The sequence below is a fragment of the Paracoccus luteus genome, assembly GCF_004522155.1.
In the GTDB taxonomy this organism is placed as follows: domain Bacteria; phylum Pseudomonadota; class Alphaproteobacteria; order Rhodobacterales; family Rhodobacteraceae; genus Paracoccus; species Paracoccus luteus.
This window is the reverse complement of record NZ_SDEA01000004.1, coordinates 53357-71805: the sequence shown is the minus strand read 5'-3', so window position 1 is coordinate 71805 and position 18449 is coordinate 53357. Positions and strand designations below refer to the sequence as shown.

At 68.7% G+C, this 18449-nt stretch carries 16 protein-coding genes; 10 read left to right on the top strand and 6 right to left on the bottom strand.

Annotation, left to right across the window (positions count from 1 at the left end):
* Positions 1–142: 142 nt before the first annotated feature.
* Complete coding sequence (locus EPA64_RS06995) at positions 143–1030, bottom strand: LysR substrate-binding domain-containing protein (protein ID WP_134725566.1); 888 nt, start codon at positions 1028–1030, stop codon at positions 143–145.
* A gap of 75 nt (positions 1031–1105) precedes the next feature.
* Here EPA64_RS06995 and EPA64_RS06990 point away from each other — a divergent pair, with 75 nt between their 5' ends.
* On the top strand, positions 1106–2326 hold the full coding sequence (locus EPA64_RS06990) for an acyl-CoA dehydrogenase (RefSeq protein ID WP_134725565.1): 1221 nt from the start codon (positions 1106–1108) through the stop codon (positions 2324–2326).
* 381 nt (positions 2327–2707) lie between these two features.
* On the opposite strand, the gene EPA64_RS06985 is transcribed toward EPA64_RS06990, so the two are convergent.
* A complete protein-coding gene (locus EPA64_RS06985) occupies positions 2708–3214 on the bottom strand; it encodes a cell wall hydrolase (protein WP_134725757.1) in 507 nt (168 codons plus the stop codon).
* Positions 3215–3574: 360 nt separating this feature from the next.
* Between EPA64_RS06985 and EPA64_RS06980 the strand changes: the two genes are divergently transcribed.
* From EPA64_RS06980 to EPA64_RS06970, 3 genes are all read left to right on the top strand, one after another.
* Positions 3575–4174: a GNAT family N-acetyltransferase gene (locus EPA64_RS06980; RefSeq protein WP_246026657.1), complete on the top strand. Its 600-nt coding sequence runs from the start codon at positions 3575–3577 to the stop codon at positions 4172–4174.
* The gene (locus tag EPA64_RS06975) at positions 4171–4953 is read left to right on the top strand and encodes an isocitrate lyase/PEP mutase family protein (protein WP_134725563.1); all 783 of its coding nucleotides are present in this window, start codon (positions 4171–4173) and stop codon (positions 4951–4953) included. The genes EPA64_RS06980 and EPA64_RS06975 overlap by 4 nt, the downstream gene beginning before the upstream one ends.
* A 605-nt stretch (positions 4954–5558) precedes the next feature.
* Positions 5559–6293, top strand: coding sequence for a peptidoglycan-binding domain-containing protein (locus EPA64_RS06970; protein ID WP_134725562.1), 735 nt, complete (start codon positions 5559–5561; stop codon positions 6291–6293).
* Between the two features lie 112 nt (positions 6294–6405).
* Here the strand turns inward: EPA64_RS06970 and EPA64_RS06965 are convergent, their stop codons facing one another.
* Both EPA64_RS06965 and EPA64_RS06960 read right to left on the bottom strand, forming a co-directional pair.
* Entirely contained in the window at positions 6406–7125 is a 720-nt protein-coding gene (locus EPA64_RS06965; RefSeq protein ID WP_134725561.1) for an anti-sigma factor, read from the bottom strand.
* Positions 7122–7691, bottom strand: coding sequence for a sigma-70 family RNA polymerase sigma factor (locus tag EPA64_RS06960; protein WP_134725560.1), 570 nt, complete (start codon positions 7689–7691; stop codon positions 7122–7124). Before EPA64_RS06960 ends, EPA64_RS06965 begins: the two co-directional genes overlap by 4 nt.
* Before the next feature lie 193 nt (positions 7692–7884).
* Here EPA64_RS06960 and EPA64_RS06955 point away from each other — a divergent pair, with 193 nt between their 5' ends.
* Entirely contained in the window at positions 7885–8673 is a 789-nt protein-coding gene (locus tag EPA64_RS06955) for a DUF4394 domain-containing protein (protein WP_134725559.1), read from the top strand.
* 267 nt (positions 8674–8940) lie between these two features.
* Entirely contained in the window at positions 8941–9639 is a 699-nt protein-coding gene (locus EPA64_RS06950) for a fumarylacetoacetate hydrolase family protein (RefSeq protein ID WP_134725558.1), read from the top strand.
* A 327-nt stretch (positions 9640–9966) separates the two neighbouring features.
* On the opposite strand, the gene EPA64_RS06945 is transcribed toward EPA64_RS06950, so the two are convergent.
* Together EPA64_RS06945 and pepN are read right to left on the bottom strand one after the other, a co-directional pair.
* Complete coding sequence (locus tag EPA64_RS06945) at positions 9967–10854, bottom strand: lysophospholipid acyltransferase family protein (RefSeq protein ID WP_134725557.1); 888 nt, start codon at positions 10852–10854, stop codon at positions 9967–9969.
* Between the two features lie 116 nt (positions 10855–10970).
* The gene (pepN, locus tag EPA64_RS06940; protein WP_134725556.1) at positions 10971–13532 is read right to left on the bottom strand and encodes an aminopeptidase N; all 2562 of its coding nucleotides are present in this window, start codon (positions 13530–13532) and stop codon (positions 10971–10973) included.
* 163 nt (positions 13533–13695) lie between these two features.
* Here pepN and EPA64_RS06935 point away from each other — a divergent pair, with 163 nt between their 5' ends.
* The 4 genes from EPA64_RS06935 (at position 13696) to EPA64_RS06920 (ending at position 18354) form a co-directional block, all read left to right on the top strand.
* Positions 13696–14319 carry a hypothetical protein gene (locus tag EPA64_RS06935; RefSeq protein WP_134725555.1) on the top strand — a complete coding sequence of 208 codons (624 nt, stop codon included), beginning with the start codon at positions 13696–13698 and terminating at the stop codon, positions 14317–14319.
* 136 nt (positions 14320–14455) lie between these two features.
* Positions 14456–15175 (top strand): D-lyxose/D-mannose family sugar isomerase, encoded by a 720-nt coding sequence (locus EPA64_RS06930; RefSeq protein WP_134725554.1) that lies wholly within the window; start codon positions 14456–14458, stop codon positions 15173–15175.
* Between the two features lie 64 nt (positions 15176–15239).
* Positions 15240–16814, top strand: a complete 1575-nt coding sequence (locus EPA64_RS06925) for a Re/Si-specific NAD(P)(+) transhydrogenase subunit alpha (RefSeq protein WP_134725553.1) — start codon at positions 15240–15242, stop codon at positions 16812–16814.
* Between the two features lie 82 nt (positions 16815–16896).
* Positions 16897–18354 (top strand): NAD(P)(+) transhydrogenase (Re/Si-specific) subunit beta, encoded by a 1458-nt coding sequence (locus tag EPA64_RS06920; RefSeq protein ID WP_134725756.1) that lies wholly within the window; start codon positions 16897–16899, stop codon positions 18352–18354.
* The last annotated feature ends 95 nt before the right edge of the window (positions 18355–18449 follow it).

Here is an 18449-nt window from a genome sequence, read left to right as displayed (position 1 = left end):
TGGGCCAGCGTCGCCAGTTCCTCGGCATCTATCGCCTTGGCGGCAAACGTGTGGGTGACCCGCAACGCCAAGTTCGCGCGGCCCCGGGCGTGCTGCCCGATCCACGACCACACGATCCATCGGGCACGTCCGGCAGCACGGCTCACGCCTCCACCAGCCCCGCCCGCCCGACCTGCGACCTCAGCCATTCGGCGAATGCCGCCAGGGTTCCGCCGGGTTCGCGCGCCGGATGGATCAGCGCATAGGGCGACGCGCCCGGCAGGGCGGTCGGGCTGGCCTGCACCAGCGTTCCGCGCCGCAGGTCGGATTGCGCGAAGATGTCGGGCAGCACCGCGGCGCCCAGACCGGCGCGCGCCGCGGCGATGACCATCTCGAAATGCTCAAAGCGCGGGCCGCGGATCGCCTCGACGCTCAGCCCCGCCGCTGCCAGCCAGTCCGCCCACAGATGCGGACGGGTGGCCTGCTGGATCAGCGGCACGCCGGTCAGGTCGCCGGTGACGTGCAGGTGCGGCGCCGCGACGACGATCAGCTTTTCGGACATGATGGGCATGGCGACTGCCCCCGTGCGCGCCATCTCGGCACGCTGGATGGCGGCGTCAAAGGGGCTGTCGTCGAAATCGACCGGCAACAGCGCCGAGGTCAGGTCCAGCGATACCCCGGGGTGACGCGCGGCAAAGTCGCCCAGCCGCGGGATCAGCCACATCGCGGCGAACGTCGGCAGCACCGCCAGCCGCAGGACCTGGCGGCTGCCGCCGAAGGCCATGATCATCTGGGTCGACCGGTCAAGGCTTGCCAGTATCTGATCGGCGTCCCGCAGCATCGCCCGGCCCGCGTCCGACAGGACCAGCCGCTGGCGGATGCGCTGGAACAGCGTGACGCCGAGCCGATCCTCCAGCGTGCGGATCGAACGGCTGACGGCGCTTTGCGTCAGGTTCAGCGCGCCCGCCGCGCGCGATGCCGACCCCAGCCGCGCGCAAAGCACGAAGGCGCGCAGTTCCTGGACGCTGGGGGTATATCGGTATCCGCTCATGCCTGCGGCTCATGGGTCGAGGAATATTCATCGTTACCGGCGCCTGGACTTATCTGCTAGTCATGCCGCGACCGAATGGAGGACATCATGGCCCTGAAGCCCAAGGACGCCCCGGATCTGAGCCGATTCGACTGGGAAGATCCCTTTCGCCTGAACGATCAGCTGTCCGAGGACGAACGGATGATGCGCGACAGCGCCCGCGCCTATGCGCAGGAAAAGCTGCAGCCGCGGGTCATCGCGGCCTATCGCGAGGAGCGGACCGACCCCGAAATCTTCCGCGAGATGGGCGGGATGGGCCTGCTGGGCGTGACCATCCCCGAGGAATACGGCGGGCTGGGCGCATCCTATGTCAGCTATGGCCTGGTCGCGCGCGAGGTCGAGCGGGTGGATTCTGGCTATCGGTCGATGATGTCGGTGCAGTCGTCGCTGGTGATGTATCCGATCCATGCCTACGGGTCCGACGAGCAGCGGCAGAAGTATCTGCCGAAGCTGGCGAGCGGAGAGTTCATCGGCTGCTTCGGCCTGACCGAACCCGACGCAGGTTCGGACCCCGGCGGGATGAAGACGACCGCGCGGAAGACCGACGCGGGCTATGTGCTGAACGGCACCAAGATGTGGATTTCCAACGCGCCCATCGCGGATGTCTTCGTGGTCTGGGCCAAGTCCGACGCGCATGGCGGCAAGATCCGCGGCTTTGTGCTGGACAAGGGCACCAAAGGCCTGTCCGCGCCCAAGATCGAGGGCAAGCTGTCCCTGCGCGCCTCGATCACCGGCGAGATCGTGATGCAGGACGTCGAGGTGGGCGAGGACGCCCTGCTGCCGAATGTCGAGGGGTTAAAGGGGCCGTTCGGCTGCCTCAACCGGGCGCGCTATGGGATCAGCTGGGGCGTTCTCGGCGCCGCCGAGTTCTGTTTCCACGCCGCGCGGCAGTATGGGCTGGACCGCAGGCAGTTCAACCGGCCGCTGGCCAACACCCAGCTGTTCCAGCTGAAGCTGGCCAACATGATGACGGAAATCAGCCTCGGGCTGCAGGCCAGCCTGCAGGTCGGGCGGCTGATGGACGCGGCGCAGGCCGCGCCCGAGATGATCTCCATCGTCAAGCGCAACAACTGCGGCAAGGCGCTGGATATCGCCCGGATCGCCCGCGACATGCACGGCGGCAACGGTATCTCGGAAGAGTTCCAGGTGATGCGCCACGCCGCCAACCTGGAGACGGTCAACACCTATGAGGGCACGCACGACGTCCACGCCCTGATCCTGGGCCGCGCCATCACCGGGCTGCAGGCGTTCGCGTAGACGCTCGGCTGGAAGGCTGCGCGTCGTCGAGCTGGCGCGCAGCGTCGCCGCCCCGCGGTCGGCCGGACGCTGGTGACCCCGGCGCCGAGGTGAGGTGGTGGACGAAACCCGGCGCTGGTCGCCTTGGCTCAGCGCCCGCGCCCTTCGACGGGGGCACGACACGCATCGCTGCCTGTTTTAACGCGGCGAGCCGGGGCAAGACCTCGATCACCTGCGAGTTTTTCCGGTGCCGACGATCTGGCGCGGGATCGCGACGGCGGATGCCGTGGTCGGGAACTTGGGCCCAGCACGGACACGTCGCCGATCCCGGAACGGTGCCGGGCGGTTGAGCCGTCGCCCGGCATCCTTATGGCAGACGCATCTTCCAAAGCCGCGTCTGGCTCACCGAGGGCGAGTGACGCCCTCGATGGCGGGGCGGGGAACGGGCTGGGTCACAAGCTCGGGCCGTCGCCGTTCATAAAACGCATTTCCGCCTGTGGTCAGCACGTAATGCATATTGCTGTAGCCGGCCCGATAGCCTGCCGCGTGGAAGAACTGCGCGTTGCCGATCATCGGATGACGCTCGCCCCGCAGGACCGAAATCGCGGCCTCGCGCACCAAGGGCGCCGAGCGCTGGTCCATCCGGCGCGACATCACCGCCGGGGCGAACTGGTTCTTTTGTGAAACCACGCCGCAGACGGTGTCGGGATACTGGCGCGATGCGACCCGGTTCATCACGACGCTGCCGACCGCGACCATTCCATCCCGGCTCGAGCGGTGGGATTCGAAATACATGGCGCGCTCCATGCATTCCAGTTCCGAGTGCCGCTTGAACATGCCGCAGCCAGACAGGGTCGCCAGTGCGGTCGCCACCAGGACGAGGTTCCAAGTGGGGCGACGAAATCTCATGCACGGCTCTTCGATGGTGTCGCCGTTACCTTGGCTGATGTCGCCGGGAACGGCAAGGCGCCGGCTGTCGCCCGATGGCGAGTTGCCGTTCGCGAAAGGTTCGGCCTCCGGCAGCGGCCTGTCCTCGTCGCGTCGCGGGCTCGCCGTCAAATGAGGAGGGCGGCTTCGACGGAAAGCGGTCATTCGGACATCACGCACGCCGAAGAACAGGTCTTCTGAAAACGCAGCCGCTCTTCTAATGCTTGCTCTGGCAGGCAGTATCGGTTTCGCCAGCACCCAGCGGAGAGGCACAGCGTCATGGATCTGGCAGTCTGGTCGGCAAGGCCGCGCCCCGCGCGGGCCGCCCTTGAGGGGCGTTATGTGCGGCTGGAACCCTTGGAACCCCGGCACGCCGACACGCTTTATCAGGCGGCATCGGCCGACGGCGCAGAGGACCGTTTCCGCTGGCTGTTCGAAAGCCCCCCTCGGGACCGCGCTGAGTTCGACGCCTGGATAAGGACGGCGTCAGCCTCGACCGATCCCCTGTTCTTTGCCGTCATCGACCAGGTGACCGGCCGTGCCGAAGGTCGCCAGGCGTTGATGCGGATTGACCAGACCCACGGCGTCATCGAGATTGGCAGCATCATGTGGGGGCCTGCGCTTCAGCAAACGCGCATGGCGACCGAGGCGCTTTACCTGTTTGCCGAGCATGTCTTCGCCCTTGGCTATCGGCGGTTCGAGTGGAAGTGCAACGACCTGAATGCGCCTTCCAAGCGGGCGGCCATCCGCTTCGGGTTCAAACCCGAAGGCGTGTTCCGTCAGCACATGGTCGTCAAGGGCGCCAGTCGTGACACCGCCTGGTTCGCCATGACCGATCAGGACTGGCGGCGCTTGCGCCGAGGCTATCAGGCGTGGCTGTTGCCCGGCAACTTCGACGCATGCGGCCGGCAGATCCGGAAACTGGAGGAATACAGGCCATGACGACGCAACCAACCGCTGCAGACAAGCGCATCGCGTTTCGGCGGATGCATGACACCGGGTTTTTCCTGCTGCCGAACGCCTGGGACGCCGGCAGCGCCGTTCGCCTTGCCAAGGCCGGCTTTCGCGCGATCGCGTCAACCAGTGCCGGTGCAGCCTGGGCCGCGGGGAAAGAGGATGGCGAACTCGGCCTTGACGATGTGCTCGATCATCTGCGGATGCTGGTGTCGGCCACACCCCTGCCGGTCAACGCCGATTTCGAGAACGGCTTCGCGGATCGGCCCGAGGACGTGGCGCATCATGTCTCGCTTGCCGTCGAAACCGGCGTCGCCGCCGTCTCGATCGAAGACTGGTCGGGAAGCCTGATGTATGAGACGGGACTGGCGGTCGAACGCCTGCAGGCCGCCCGTGCGACAATCGATGCCATCGATCCTGCGGCCATGCTGATTGGCCGCAACGAAAACTTCCGCGTGCCGGGCATGTCGGCCGCCGACAGCATCGCCCGCGCCGTCGCCTATGCCGACGCCGGCGCGGATTGCCTGTTTGTTCCGTTCATCCGCGACAAGGCAGCCGTGGCCGAACTGGTCGCAGCGGTTGCGCCAAAGCCGGTCAATGTCGTCGTCCATGATTACGATGCCGGTATCCGTGCCTTTGCTGCGCAAGGCGTCCGGCGCTGCAGTGTCGGCGGCAGCCTTGCCAAGCGTGCATGGGCGGCAGTTGACGAGGCGGCTGCGGTCCTCAGACGATGTGAAAGCGAAGCCGTCGTCAGTCACAAGGATTGATGACGATCGCTTGCAACGCCTTGCCGTGTGGCGCGGAGTTCACCTCGTCGCATCACCGCCTGCCCGGCGAGGCAGGGCCGGGTGGATCGGTCTGTCGAGGACGATGGCCACGGTGTTCCACAGGCGCTGCTGTCCCGGAACGTCCGGCGCGGCGTTCGCCTTGACGACATGCTTGAGGGGACCGGCCTTGGCCGTCGCTTGCGCATGAGATCGTCGAGGCGGCGGCCGGCGAGGCCATGCTTGAAAACCTCTCGCCCGGTTTCCGGGTGACGTTAAGGTTTCAGGCAGCGAATTGATGGTGCCGGACTGCATCGGCAAGGGCAGCGCATCCGGGCCGCGTCGCTCTCAGCTATCGCCTGCTGCACGCGCAGCCGGATCGCATGACGGCGGCGATAGGGGCCTTGCCGCCAGCCGGTCCGCTAACCAGGCGAGCCACTCGCTCACATTCCGGCAATCTCAAGATAGGCTCGGCAGACGAGCCCGGCAAGAGCATACGATGGCAGCGCCCGGCTGTTACTTCCAGCAGCCGGCCGGAACCGAAAGGCCCCTGTCGCGCTATACACCCAAGGCCCCACCGGGGGATTGAAGTGGAAGGAAGCCATTTGATGGTCAAGACAATCGTTTCAGCGGCGTTCGCCGCGCTTCTCGTCGCCGGGCCGGTCCAGGCCCAGGACAGCGTCCGCGATATCGTGGGCGGCGTTGCCCGCCAGTATCTGCAGCAGGAACAGGATCGCGCCGCCTATGCGCAGGCGCAAGGCGCGAACACGCTTTCCGCTTATCAATCCTATCTGCGCCAGTTCCCGAACGGGATGTATGCCGCCCAGGCGCGCGACCGCGTGCAGCGGCTTGGGGGCGCGGTGGTCACGCCCGACCAGAACCGGGGCGACACGGCCTCGCTGTCGGCACAGCAGCGCGTGAACGTCCAGCGCAAGCTGAACGCGCTGGGTTACGGCACCAACGGCACCGACGGGAACTTTGGTCCCGGCACCCGCCGCGCGATCGCGCTGTGGCAGAGGGACCGCAACTATGCGCAGACCGGCACGCTGACCGCGGCGCAGGCCAACGAGATCCTGCGCGGCACCACCGGCACCGCCAGTTCATCCGCATCGGCCAGCGCAGCAAGCGGCCCGGCGCAGGCCGAAGCGGTGCTGAGCCTCAGCCGCCAGCAGCGCAGCGCGGTGCAAGCGGGACTGACCCGCCGCGGCTTTGACACGCGCGGCGTGGACGGCATCTTCGGGAAGGGCACCCGCAACGCCATCGCCGCCTGGCAGCGGGCGAACGACCTGACTGCCACCGGCTATCTGACCGGCCCGCAGGTCGAGCGGCTGACCGCCCGCTGAGCGCTGGAGAGATAGCTTCACTGGCGCCGTAACACGGCCGCGACCCCGGCGGTTGCGGGCGGACCGACACGCCGGCCCCAAGGGGGCGGGTGGACCGCCCCCCCAGTCCGCGTCAGGCCCCCTGTTGCGCCGCCAGCCCCTTTGCCAGGATCGCGCCCGTCGGGCGGCCGGTTGGCGAGCCTCCGGCCGGTTCCAGCGTGATCTCGTAAAGCTGGCCGTCGGTGGGCACAGGCAGGCGCGGCGGGTCCAGATCGGCCCCGCCCGCGCCAGCCAACAGCCCCAGCGACACCGGTCCCATTTCAGCCGAGGGAAGCGTCCAGACCTGCATCTGCCTGCCTTCCGGCACCTCGACGGCGCTGACGAACCGGATGCGTGCGTCGGCGGCGCCGAAATCCTCGACGACGGCGGTCGGATTGCCGGACGCATCCATCAGCACGGCGATGACGACCGGCTCGGCCGAAAACCACGATCCGCCAAGCATCACCCCCGCCAGGATGCCGGCCGCCGCCGCCATGCCGGCGGTGAACCAGCGCCGCGGCGGCCCCGCGTCGTTCGCAGGGACCACAGGGGCGGCGGGAACAGCCCGGACGGCGGCGGGCGCGGCGGCAGGTTCCGCCGGGCCAAGCCGCGGGGCGATGCGGTCCCACAGCGACACCGCCCCCGGCAGTTCCACGGCCGTCATGTCCAGCGGCAGCAACCTGTCGCGCGCCCGCGCGACCGCGGCGGCCCATGCGGGATCATCCGCCAGCGCCGCATCCAGCTCCGCCTGGGTCGGTTCGTCCAGCAGGCCCAGCACGAAGATGTCCGCGCGGGTGTCCAGATCCATGCTCATGACAGGCACCCCCGCAGCAGTTCCAGCCCGCGGCGGATCCAGGATTTGCAGGTGCCAAGCGGCACGGCCTGGATCGCCGCGATCTCGCCCTGGCTGAAGCCGCCGACATAGGCCAGCAGGATCGCGCGCTGCGCCGCCGGTTCAAGCCGCGTCAGGCAATCCTTCAGCGCGATACGGTCGCTCATCCCGTCCAGCCCCGCGGCGGACGCATGCAGCCGGGCGTCCTGCATGGCCGTCAGATCCTCGGGCGGGACGCTTTCAAGACGCTGCCCGCTGCGCAGGATGTTCAGGCAGCGGTTGCGCAGGATGGCGAAGATCCAGCCCCGCGCCGACCCGTCCGCCGCCCGGAACTGATGCGCCTTGCGCCAGATCTGGACCATGCAGTCCTGCACTGCCTCTTCGGCCAGCTCGCGCCGCTGCAGCATCCTGTGGGCCACGCCCAGCAGCCGGCCGCCTTCGGTTTCCAGGATCAGCCGCAGCGCCTGCTGATCGCCGCGCGCGCAGCGCAACAGCGCATCGGACAGATCGACAGCTTCGTCCGTCGCCGCCGCGGCGGATATCTTCATGCGCGCGTCCCCCGGTTGCCGGGGCATGCTTGCACGGGGGATGGCGGATGGTCCAGCCGTCGCCGGTCCGAAACCGCCGGCGGATGCCGCCCGGAAAATATTTCGCAGCCGCTGCATCCAAACCGGCGCGCCCCGGTGTCCTAGGGGTGATGGGCGCCACAAGGTCGCCCGCGCAAACCGAAAGGACAGACAGATGACCATTTCCCGCGCCGCAGTCGCCACGACCCTCGCGCTTGTTGCCACGACCGGAATGGCGATGGCCGCGCCGGTGATCGGCCTTGTCGACGGCAAGACGCTGGTCATGTTCGACCACGAGAACCCGGCCGAGGTCTCGATGATGCCCCTCACGGGCGCCGACATGCTGGTCGGCATCGATTACCGCCCCGGCAACCGGACGCTTGTCGGCGTCACCGGCGACAACAGGATCGTCACCATCGACCCCGCGACCGGGGCCGCGACCGAGCTTTCGACGATGAACACGCCCTTGCCGATGGGCGACATGCCGGTCATTGTCGATTTCAACCCGATGGCCGACCGGCTGCGGCTGATGACCGGCACGACGAACCACCGCGTCAACGTGGACACCGGCGAAGTCACCGTTGACGGCGAACTGGCATACGAGGACGGCGACATGCACGCGGGCGAGGCGCCGATGATCGCGGCCGCGGCCTATACCAACGCCTTCGGCAAGCCCGAGGCAACGGCGATGTATGACATCGACAGCACCATCGGCGCGCTGATCCGCCAGACCGCGCCGAACGACGGCACGCTGGCGGCGGTCGGCAAGCTGGGCATCAGCTTGGGCGACACCACCCCCGCCTTTGACATCCAGACGACCGAGGACGGCACCAACACCGCCTGGCTGGTGACCGGCGGCGCGATCCATTCCGTCAACCTGGAAACCGGCGCCGCGACCGAGGCCGGCAAGCTTGAAGGCATCGACGGCGACCTGACCGACATCGCGGTCATGCCGGCGATGTGACCGGCAGCGGCCGAATCCGATCCGGCAGGCGTGTGATCGCGCCGGCCGGTCCTCTGCGGGCGCCGCATACGATCCGGCCGGCGTATCATCACACGCCGGCCGGTCCATGCGGTCTTTCCCGCCGCCATGTTGCGTGGCGACTGACCCGCGCCGCACTCAGCCCGCCGGATCGTCCGCGGAATGGTCTTTGACGCCGTTCTGGGATAGTGGTCGGCCCATGTGCGCACCGCCTGTCCGGCGGCGCGAATGCGGGTGGATGAGGAAGACATGACCAGACTGCTTTTCGAACGCGCCCTGTCCCCCACCGTGCCGGTTGTCGGCGAGGACAGCGAATACCCCGTCAACCGCATCTTCTGCGTCGGGCGCAACTATGCCGACCACGCCCGGGAAATGGGGTTTGAGGTGGACCGCGAGGCGCCGTTCTATTTCCTCAAGCACGCGCAGGCGCTGGTCCAAAGCGGGACGACCGTGCCCTATCCGCCGGGAACCGCGAACCTGCACCACGAGATGGAGTTCGTCATCGCCCTTGGCGCGCCGCTGTTCCGGGCCGACAAGGACCGGGTGATGGACGCCGTCTTCGGCTATGCGACCGGGCTGGACATGACGCGCCGCGACCTGCAGCAGAAGGCGCGCGACAAGGGGCGTCCGTGGGATTTCGGCAAGGACTTCGAGAACTCTGCGGTCCTGTCCCCGATCACCCGCGCCGCCGCCTTCGGCGAGGTCGCCGGCCAGCGCATCTGGCTGCAGATGGACGGCACCGTCCGGCAGGATGCGAAACTGTCCGACCTGATCTGGACGGTGCCCGATCTGCTGGCCGATCTTTCGCATTATTATCACCTGCAGCCCGGTGACGTGATCTATACCGGCACGCCCGCCGGCGTCGGTCCGGTCGAACCGGGCAGCCGGCTGCGCGGCGGCGTGGACGGGCTGGCCGAGGTGGAACTGACCGTGGGCGCGGCCGAGTGACGTTGGCGGCCGGTCGCAGTCGCGGCTGAAACGAAGGGCGGCGGGGCGGACTGGTCTGCCCGCCGTCAGCCGCGCCTTGGCGGGTTGACGCTGGGTATGGGCCGGGTCCGCAACCGCACGCCACCATCGCGACAACCGCTTGCCGGGAACCGCCGCATCGGCCGGTCATTGCCTGCGGCTTGGGGACGCCCGGAATCATCCGACTTCCCCCGACCTGCCAAGCCCGTGCCCTCGTTCCCCAGGCGTGGTGTCCCCGTCCGTGCCCACGCGGCGCAAGCAAGCGCCTGTGCTTGGCGCTAGTGCCCTCTCTCTGCCTGCAGGTTCGGGCTAAAGCTTCTCGCCCATCGGCTGCCGCGTGGCGCGGCGGCGGCGGGCTTCGCGCAGGTGGGACAGATGGGCCGCCGACGGGCCGGGCGGGGGCAGCGACAGCACCGCGCGGCGCAGCGCGTCGATCCCGTCCTCGGACCGGGGGGGCAGGGTGGCGGGGTCGATCGGCTGGCCGATGCTGATGCGATAGGTGTGGCCCGCCTTGTTCAGCACCTCGTTGAACAGCGTCACGTCGCGCAGCGTGGGATGGATCGCGTCCAGCAGATAGAACAGCGCCGAGTTGCGCGCCCGGATGTGCAGCGGGATCACCGGCGCGCCGAACTTGCGCGCGATCATCGCGGCGCTGGCCATCCACGGGCGTTCGTGCAGCGTCAGCCCCTGCCGCTTGGCCAGCCGCCCCGACGGAAAGATCAGCCCGATCCGGCCCTGACCCAGCGCCGCGCGGGTATAATCCATCGTGGCCTTGGTCTTGGCGTGGCTGCGCTTTTCCAGCCGCCACTCGACCGGGGCGATCAGCTCTGCCGTCTGCGGCAGGACGCGGATCATGTCGTGGTTGGCATAGATGAACAGGTCGTCACGCACCGCCGACACGACGGCGTGCAGCACGATGCCGTCGGCGATGCCGGTCGGATGATTGGCCACGATCAGCGCGGGGCCGGTCGCGGGCAGGTTCTCGATCCCCTCGACGCGCAGGTCGCGCACGATCAGCGCCGAGATGCGGCGCATGATCTCGTCCGTGGGCAGGTCGCGGAACTCGGCCGCAAGCTCGATCGACCGGGGATAGCGCAGCAGCCGCATCATCGCCGCCTTGGCCAGGGCGTGATGCGGCTTGCCCGAATAGAACCACGGCGCGCGTTCGGCGATCAGCGGGTCCAGCCGCTGCTGCATCTCGGTCCGCGGGGACAATCGCCCGGGGGCGGTTGGGGACGCGGCGGGCGGGGCGGGCGGGCGTTCGGTCATGGTCGGGCGAGTATCCATCCGGTCCGGGGGGGCCGCAAGCGGGGTCAGCCGCCGGCGGCAAGAATGCGCGACACCATCTCGGACGTGTTGCGCGACAGACCCGCCACGGCGGCGATGCGCGACAGCGCCGCGCGGGCACGGCCGCGGCGGGCGGCGTCGTGGCGGGTCCAGGTCTCGAACACGGTGCTGAGGCGGGCGGCGATCTGCGGGTTGACCGGGTCCAGCCGGATCAGCCAGTCGGCGACGAAATCGTATCCCGACCCGTCGGCGGCATGGAACGCGGCGGGATTGGCCGCCAGCCCCGCCACCAGCGCACGAAAGCGGTTGGGGTTCTGCCAGTCGAAATCGTCGCGCGCGGCCAGCCGCCGGGCGGTGGCGACCGCCGTTTCCGGGGGCGCGGCCGTCACCTGCACGCCGAACCACTTGTCCATGACCAGCCGGTTGCCCGCGAACTGCGCCCGCATGTCGTCCAGCGCGGCGTCGGCCAAGCCCAGCCGCACCAGCACCGCCAGCGCGCCCAGCCGTTCGGTCATGTTGCCCGCGCCGTCCCACAGCGCCCGCGCCCGGTCGCCGCCGTCGAGGCGCGACAGCAGCGACAGCGCCGCCAGCCGCAGGCTGCGCGCGCCCGACTGCGCCGCGTCGGGCGCATAGGGGCCGGCCACGTTCATCCGGTCATAGATGCGGCCCAGCACATCGGCGTGCTGCGCGGCGATGTCCGCCCCCAGCGCCTCACGCGCGCGATGGATGGCGTTGGGGTCGGGCACCGCGCCGCGGGCGACGATCTCGGCCGCGACCTCATCCTCGGACGGCAGGCGCAGCACCAGCGCGACGAACGCGGGGTCGGCGCCCGCGTCGTGCAGCAGCCCGCCCAGTGCCTGGCTGAACGCGGGGTCGGGCTCGCCGCCCTGCGCCATCGCGACCAGCGCCTCCATCGCCAGATCGTGGCCCGCCTGCCAGCGGGCATAGGGGTCGGTGTCATGGGCCAAGAGCAGCGCGCGGTCGGCGCGGCCGATCCGGCGCTCGACCGTCACGGGCGCGGAAAAGCCGCGCAGCAGCGAAACCACCGGGCGGCCGCCCAGCCCGTCAAAGCGCCATTCCTGCTCCGCTCCGGTCATCTCCAGCACCTGCGTCGGCAGCACCTCGTCGCCGTTCTGCGAGATCAGGCCCACGGCGATCGGGATCACGCGCGGCGGCTTGTCGGGCTGGCCGGGGGTCGGCGCGGTGGACTGGGCAAAGCGCAGGGTCAGGCGGCCAGCGTCCGCGTCCCAGTCCTCGGCCAGCCGCAGCCGCGGGGTGCCCGCGTCGGTATACCACCGCTTGAACTGCCCCAGATCCCGGCCGGTGGCGTCCTGGAACACCGCCAGCCAGTCCTCGATCGTGCAGGCCTGCCCGTCGTGGCGGTCGAAATACAGATCCAGCGCCGCGCGATAGCCGTCGTCGCCGACCAGCCGCCTGAGCATGCCGATCACCTCGGCGCCCTTTTCATAGACCGTGGCGGTATAGAAGTTGTTGATCTCTTGATAATGGTCGGGGCGCGGCGGATGGGCCAGCGGTCCCGCATCCTCGCGGAACTGGCGCGCGCGCAGGGTCACGACATCCTCGATCCGCTTGACCGCCGCCGACCGCATGTCGGAGGTGAACTGCTGGTCGCGAAAGACCGTCAGCCCTTCTTTCAGGCACAGCTGGAACCAGTCTCGGCAGGTGATGCGGTTGCCGGTCCAGTTGTGGAAATACTCGTGCGCGATCACCGCCTCGATGCGTTCATAATCGGTGTCGGTCGCGGTCTCGGGGCTGGCGAGGACAAGGCGCGAGTTGAAGATGTTCAGCCCCTTGTTCTCCATCGCGCCCATGTTGAAGTCGTCGACGGCGACGATGTTGAACACGTCAAGATCGTATTCGCGGCCATAGACGTCCTCGTCCCAGCGCATCGAGTTTTTCAGCGCCTCAAGCGCGAAACCGGCGCGGTCCAGGTCGGCAGGACGCACCCAGACGTTCAGCGCCACGTCGCGGCCTGACCGGGTGACAAAGCGGTCGCTGACCGCCGCCAGGTCGCCCGCGACCAGCGCGAACAGATAGGCGGGCTTGGGCCACGGGTCGTCCCATTCCGCCCAGCCGGGACCGGAGGCCACGGGATTGCCGTTCGACAGCAGCACCGGCAGGTCGCAGTCCACCCGGACCCGGAAGGTGGCCATCACGTCCGGGCGGTCGGGATACCAGGTGATGTGGCGGAACCCCTCGGCCTCGCATTGCGTGCAATAGATGCCGCCGGACAGATACAGCCCCTCCAGCGCCGTGTTGGCGGCGGGGGCGATCTCGACCTCGGCGGCAAAGACAAAGGGGGCGTCGGGCAGGGCGGCCGCGTCGATGGTCAACCGGCCGCCTGCGATGGCGACATGCGCGGGGTCGATCGCCGCCCCGTCGATGGCCAGCGCCCGCGTGACCAGACCCGCGCCCCCGTCCAGCACCAGCGCCCCCGGTGCCGTCCGCGTCAGGTGCAGTTCGGAACGGACCACTGTCGCCGCCGGGTCCAGCCGGAAGGCCAGCCGGGTGGCGGTCAGGGCGAACGGCCAGGGCGTGTAATCAGTCAGATAGCGGGTTTCTGCCATTGCTTGCCTCGTCGCCAAAATAATGTTCTGTGCGGGGAACTTGTGCTGCAACGGCGTGTTAAGCGCAGGATAGCCGGGTCGCAAGCCAAGGCCGTGCCGTCAGATCGTGACGCGTGGCAGGGGGCCGCCCGACCATGATCGCATATCTTCAAGGAGACCACACATGGCCCATTACGACCCGAACGATCCTCGCCGCACCGATGCCACCGACCCGCATCGTCCGGTGGACCCCAGCGGCCGCTCGACCGTCGTGACCGAAACCTATGTCGAGCCGGTCGAGAAGAAAGCCTCTCCGCTGCCGCTGATCATCGGTATCCTGCTGGCGCTGGCGCTGGCGTGGTGGCTGCTGTCGACGTTCATGGGCAACGACACGGTCGAAACGACCACCACCACCGCGCCGACGACGACCGAGTCGACCACCACGACGACGTCCACCGCCGACACGACCGCGCCGGCCGCGACCACCACCACGACCGACCCGGTCACGACCACCGCGACGACCACAACGACGGACACGGACACCGCGACGGACGCGACGACCGGCACCGCGACGGACACGACGGTTACTGACACGACGGTGACGGACACCACCGCCACGGACACGACCGCCACGGACACGGCCACCGGCACCGCGGCTGACGCGACGACGGGCGCCACCGACACGACGACCGGTGCCGCGACCGACACGGCCGCCGATGCCGCGACCGACGCTGCGGCCGGGACCAGCACCACGACCGACACGACGACCACCACCACGCCGATCACCACGCCTCCCGCCTCGAACTAAGGACGGGCGGCCGAATGGCCGATGCCTGCAGCCGCCGCGCCACACCGGCGCGGCGGCTTTCGTTCGTGCAATGGTCAGCGCGCCCGCGTTGGCCCATACATCGGCGGCAAGGGGCGACCGCTGAACGGGGCTGGCGATGGAACGCACACGCATCAACCGCATCATGCAGGATGCCGCCGCGCTGATCGACGCGGCGGGCTTTGCCCTGCCGCCGTTCGCGCACTGGTCGCCCGATGAGTTCCGCGCCCGTGCGCGCGACGCGCAGGCGATCATTGACGCCCGGCTGGGCTGGGACATCACCGACTACGGCCAGGGCGACTTTGACCGGCTGGGGCTGTTCCTGTTCACCCTGCGCAACGGCTCGGCCCAGGATCTGATCGCGGGGCGGGGGCGGGTCTATGCGGAAAAGCTGCTGATCTCGCAGGACGGGCAGGTCAGCCCGATGCACACCCACATCGCCAAGACCGAGGACATCATCAACCGCCGCGGGGCCACGCTGGCGATCCGCCTGTGCGGGTCGGACGCGCAGGGCGGGCTGGACCGCGACGCCCCGGTGCGGGTGCAGACCGACGGGCTGTGGCGCGACATCGCGCCCGGCGGCGTCCTGCGGCTGGGGCCGGGCGAATCGGTGACGCTGCGCCCCGGCGACTGGCACGAGTTCTGGGCCGAGGGCGGGGCCTGCCTGATCGGCGAGGTGTCCACCGTCAACGACGACCTGACCGACAACGTCTTCGCCGATCCGATCGGCCGGTTTGCCGATGTGGACGAGGATGCGCAGCCCCTTCACCTGCTGGTCAGCGATTACGCCGCATGGCTGTCGCGCGAAAGCAACGCAACCCCGCAAGCCCGCTTGTGAAACAATCTTGCGCGGTGCTATCCATGCCGCGGCTGCGAAGGTTCTGAACAGGGGAGGCCAGCGGGTGCGGATTGGGGCGTTGAAGGAAACCATCGACGGAGAGGCGCGGGTTGCGGTCACTCCGTCCTCTGCCGGGCATCTGCAAAAACTTGGGCACGAGGTGCACGTCGAATCGGGCGCCGGCGCGCGGGCGGGGTTTTCGGACGCGGCCTATGAACGCGCGGGCGTCACGGTGCATCCGACCGCCGCGGCGCTGGTCGGCGCGGTCGACGTGGTCGCCAAGGTGCGCCCGCCGTCCGACGCCGAGATGGCGGCGATGCGCGAAGGGCAGACGCTGATCTCGTTCTTCTACCCCGGCCAGAACGCCGAGCTGCTGGAGGCCGCGCGCAACCGTGGTGTCACCGCCATCGCGATGGACATGGTCCCGCGCATCAGCCGCGCGCAAAAGATGGACGCGCTGTCGTCGATGGCCAACATCGCGGGCTATCGCGCGGTGATCGAGGCGGCGAACAACTTCGGCCGGTTCTTCACGGGCCAGGTGACGGCGGCGGGCAAGGTGCCGCCGGCCAAGGTGCTGATCGTGGGCGCGGGCGTCGCGGGCCTTGCCGCCATCGGCGCGGCGACGTCCCTGGGCGCGCAGGTCCATGCCTTTGACGTGCGCCCCGAAGTGGCCGAGCAGATCGAATCGATGGGCGCCGAGTTCGTCTATCTCGACTTTGCCGAGCAGGCGCAGGACGGCGCCGCGACCGGCGGCTATGCCGCGCCGTCCTCGCCCGAGTTCCGCGAGGCGCAGCTGGCCAAGTTCCGCCAGCTTGCGCCCGACATGGACATCGTCATCACCACGGCGCTGATCCCCGGCCGCCCCGCGCCCAAGCTGTGGACCGAGGACATGGTCGCGGCGATGAAGCCGGGCAGCGTCATCGTGGACCTGGCGGCCGAACGCGGCGGCAATTGCGACCTGACCGTGCCCGACGAGAAGATCGTGACCGACAACGGCGTCACCATCATCGGCTATACCGATTTTCCGTCGCGGATGGGCGCGCAGGCGTCCGAGCTTTACGGCAACAACGTCCGCCACATGCTGGCCGACCTGACGCCGGCCAAGGACGGCACGCTGGTCCACGACATGGATGACGACGTGATCCGCGGCGCGACCGTGACCCGCGACCGCGACGTGACCTGGCCGCCGCCGCCGCCCAAGATCCAGGCGATCGCGGTGCAGAAGCCCAAGGACAAGCCGCGCGAGCTGACCCCCGAGGAGCGCCGCGCCAAGGAACACGCCGAGTTCCGCGCCCAGACCCGCAGCCAGGTCATGCTGCTGGGCGCGGGCGCGGTGGTGATGCTGCTGATCGGGCTGTTCGCGCCCGCGTCGTTCCTGTCGCATTTCATCGTGTTCGTGCTGGCCTGCTTTGTCGGCTTCAGCGTCATCTGGAACGTCGCCCATTCGCTGCACACGCCGCTGATGGCGATCACCAACGCGATCTCGTCCATCGTGATCCTGGGGGCGCTGCTGCAGATCGGGTCGGGGTCGGCTTGGGTCGTGATCCTGGGCGCGCTGGCCGTGCTGATGACCGCGGTCAACATCTTCGGCGGCTTCCTGGTCACGCGCCGGATGCTCGCCATGTTCCAGAAATCCTAAGGAGGCGTCGATGGCCACCACCGTGATCACCACGCCCGCCCCCGGAATGGACCCCGTCATCAGCACCGGCGTCCCGTCCTCCATGATCGAGGCGCTGCCCGCCTTTGGTTTCACCACCGCCGCCTATGTCGTGGCCGCGGTCCTGTTCATCCTGTCGCTGGGCGGGCTGTCGGGGCAGGAAAGCGCCAAGCGCGCGATCTGGTACGGCATCGTCGGCATGGCGCTGGCGGTCCTTGCCACGCTGTTCGGCCCCGGCCTGCACAACTGGTGGCTGTCGGCGCTGATGATCGCCATCGGCGGCGCGGGCGGCTATGTGCTGGCGACCCGCGTGCAGATGACCGAGATGCCGCAGCTGATCGCTGCCATGCACAGCCTGGTCGGCCTGGCGGCCGTGTTCATCGGCCTGAACGCCCAGATCGAACTGGGCCGCGTCATCCGCGCCCGGCTGAACGACGCGACCGACGTGCTGACCGGCTTTGCCGCCGTGCTGGCGCACAAGACCCCGGCCGAAATCGCCATGCTCAAGGTCGAGGTGGGCTTGGGCGTGTTCATCGGCGCCGTGACCTTCACCGGGTCGGTCGTGGCCTATGGCAAGCTGGCCGGCAAGATCGACGGCAAGCCAAAGAAACTGCCCGGCGGGCACATGCTGAACCTGGGCGCGGCGATCCTGTCGCTGCTGCTGCTGGTTCTTTACGTGGCGGGTTGGGGTCCGGCGATGCTGTGGCTGCTGGTCCTGTTCCTGGTCGCCTGCTTCATCGGCTGGCACCTGATCATGGGCATCGGCGGGGCCGACATGCCGGTCGTGGTGTCGATGCTGAACAGCTATTCCGGCTGGGCGGCGGCGATGATCGGCTTTACCCTGTCCAACGACCTGTTGATCGTGACCGGCGCGCTGGTCGGTTCCTCGGGTGCGATCCTGTCCTATATCATGTGCCGCGCGATGAACCGCAATTTCATCAGCGTGATCCTGGGCGGGTTCGGTGGCGAGACGGGACCGGCGATGGAAATCACCGGCGAACAGGTCGCCATCGACGCCGAGGGCGTCGCCGCGGCCCTGAACGAGGCCGACAGCGTCATCATCGTGCCGGGATACGGCATGGCCGTGGCGCAGGCGCAGCAGTCGGTCAGTGAACTGACCCGCAAGCTGCGCGCCGCGGGGAAAGAGGTGCGCTTCGCCATCCACCCCGTCGCCGGCCGTCTGCCGGGCCACATGAACGTGCTGCTGGCCGAGGCGCGGGTGCCCTATGACATCGTGATGGAGATGGACGAGATCAACGACGACTTCCCGTCCACCGACGTGGTGATCGTCATCGGCTCGAACGACATCGTGAACCCTGCCGCGCAGGAAGACCCCAACAGCCCCATCGCCGGGATGCCGGTGCTGGAGGTCTGGAAGGCCAAGCACGTCTTCGTCAGCAAGCGCGGCCAGGGCACCGGTTATTCCGGGATCGAGAACCCGCTGTTCTACAAGGACAACACCCGGATGTTCTATGGCGACGCGAAAAAGTCGCTGGACGCGCTGCTGCCGATGATCGAGTGACCGGACGCGGTTGAAACGCAAAACCCCCGCCTGACCGGCGGGGGTTTTTTCATGGGCAGGGCTGCCGGACGTGCGGTGGTCCAGCTCACCCGGCC

Excerpts from the sequence above, each read along its gene's own strand:
- EPA64_RS06990 (WP_134725565.1), top strand. The coding sequence starts at position 1,106 with ATGGAGGACATCATGGCCCTGAAGCCCAAGGACGCCCCGGATCTGAGC.
- EPA64_RS06930 (WP_134725554.1), top strand. The coding sequence starts at position 14,456 with ATGGAACGCACACGCATCAACCGCATCATGCAGGATGCCGCCGCGCTG.
- EPA64_RS06920 (WP_134725756.1), top strand. The coding sequence starts at position 16,897 with ATGATCGAGGCGCTGCCCGCCTTTGGTTTCACCACCGCCGCCTATGTC.
- EPA64_RS06955 (WP_134725559.1), top strand. The coding sequence starts at position 7,885 with ATGACCATTTCCCGCGCCGCAGTCGCCACGACCCTCGCGCTTGTTGCC.
- EPA64_RS06970 (WP_134725562.1), top strand. The coding sequence starts at position 5,559 with ATGGTCAAGACAATCGTTTCAGCGGCGTTCGCCGCGCTTCTCGTCGCC.
- EPA64_RS06935 (WP_134725555.1), top strand. The coding sequence starts at position 13,696 with ATGGCCCATTACGACCCGAACGATCCTCGCCGCACCGATGCCACCGAC.
- EPA64_RS06995 (WP_134725566.1), bottom strand. The coding sequence starts at position 1,030 with ATGAGCGGATACCGATATACCCCCAGCGTCCAGGAACTGCGCGCCTTC.
- EPA64_RS06960 (WP_134725560.1), bottom strand. The coding sequence starts at position 7,691 with ATGAAGATATCCGCCGCGGCGGCGACGGACGAAGCTGTCGATCTGTCC.
- pepN (WP_134725556.1), bottom strand. The coding sequence starts at position 13,532 with ATGGCAGAAACCCGCTATCTGACTGATTACACGCCCTGGCCGTTCGCC.
- EPA64_RS06975 (WP_134725563.1), top strand. The coding sequence starts at position 4,171 with ATGACGACGCAACCAACCGCTGCAGACAAGCGCATCGCGTTTCGGCGG.
- EPA64_RS06985 (WP_134725757.1), bottom strand. The coding sequence starts at position 3,214 with ATGAGATTTCGTCGCCCCACTTGGAACCTCGTCCTGGTGGCGACCGCA.
- EPA64_RS06945 (WP_134725557.1), bottom strand. The coding sequence starts at position 10,854 with ATGCAGCAGCGGCTGGACCCGCTGATCGCCGAACGCGCGCCGTGGTTC.
- EPA64_RS06965 (WP_134725561.1), bottom strand. The coding sequence starts at position 7,125 with ATGAGCATGGATCTGGACACCCGCGCGGACATCTTCGTGCTGGGCCTG.
- EPA64_RS06950 (WP_134725558.1), top strand. The coding sequence starts at position 8,941 with ATGACCAGACTGCTTTTCGAACGCGCCCTGTCCCCCACCGTGCCGGTT.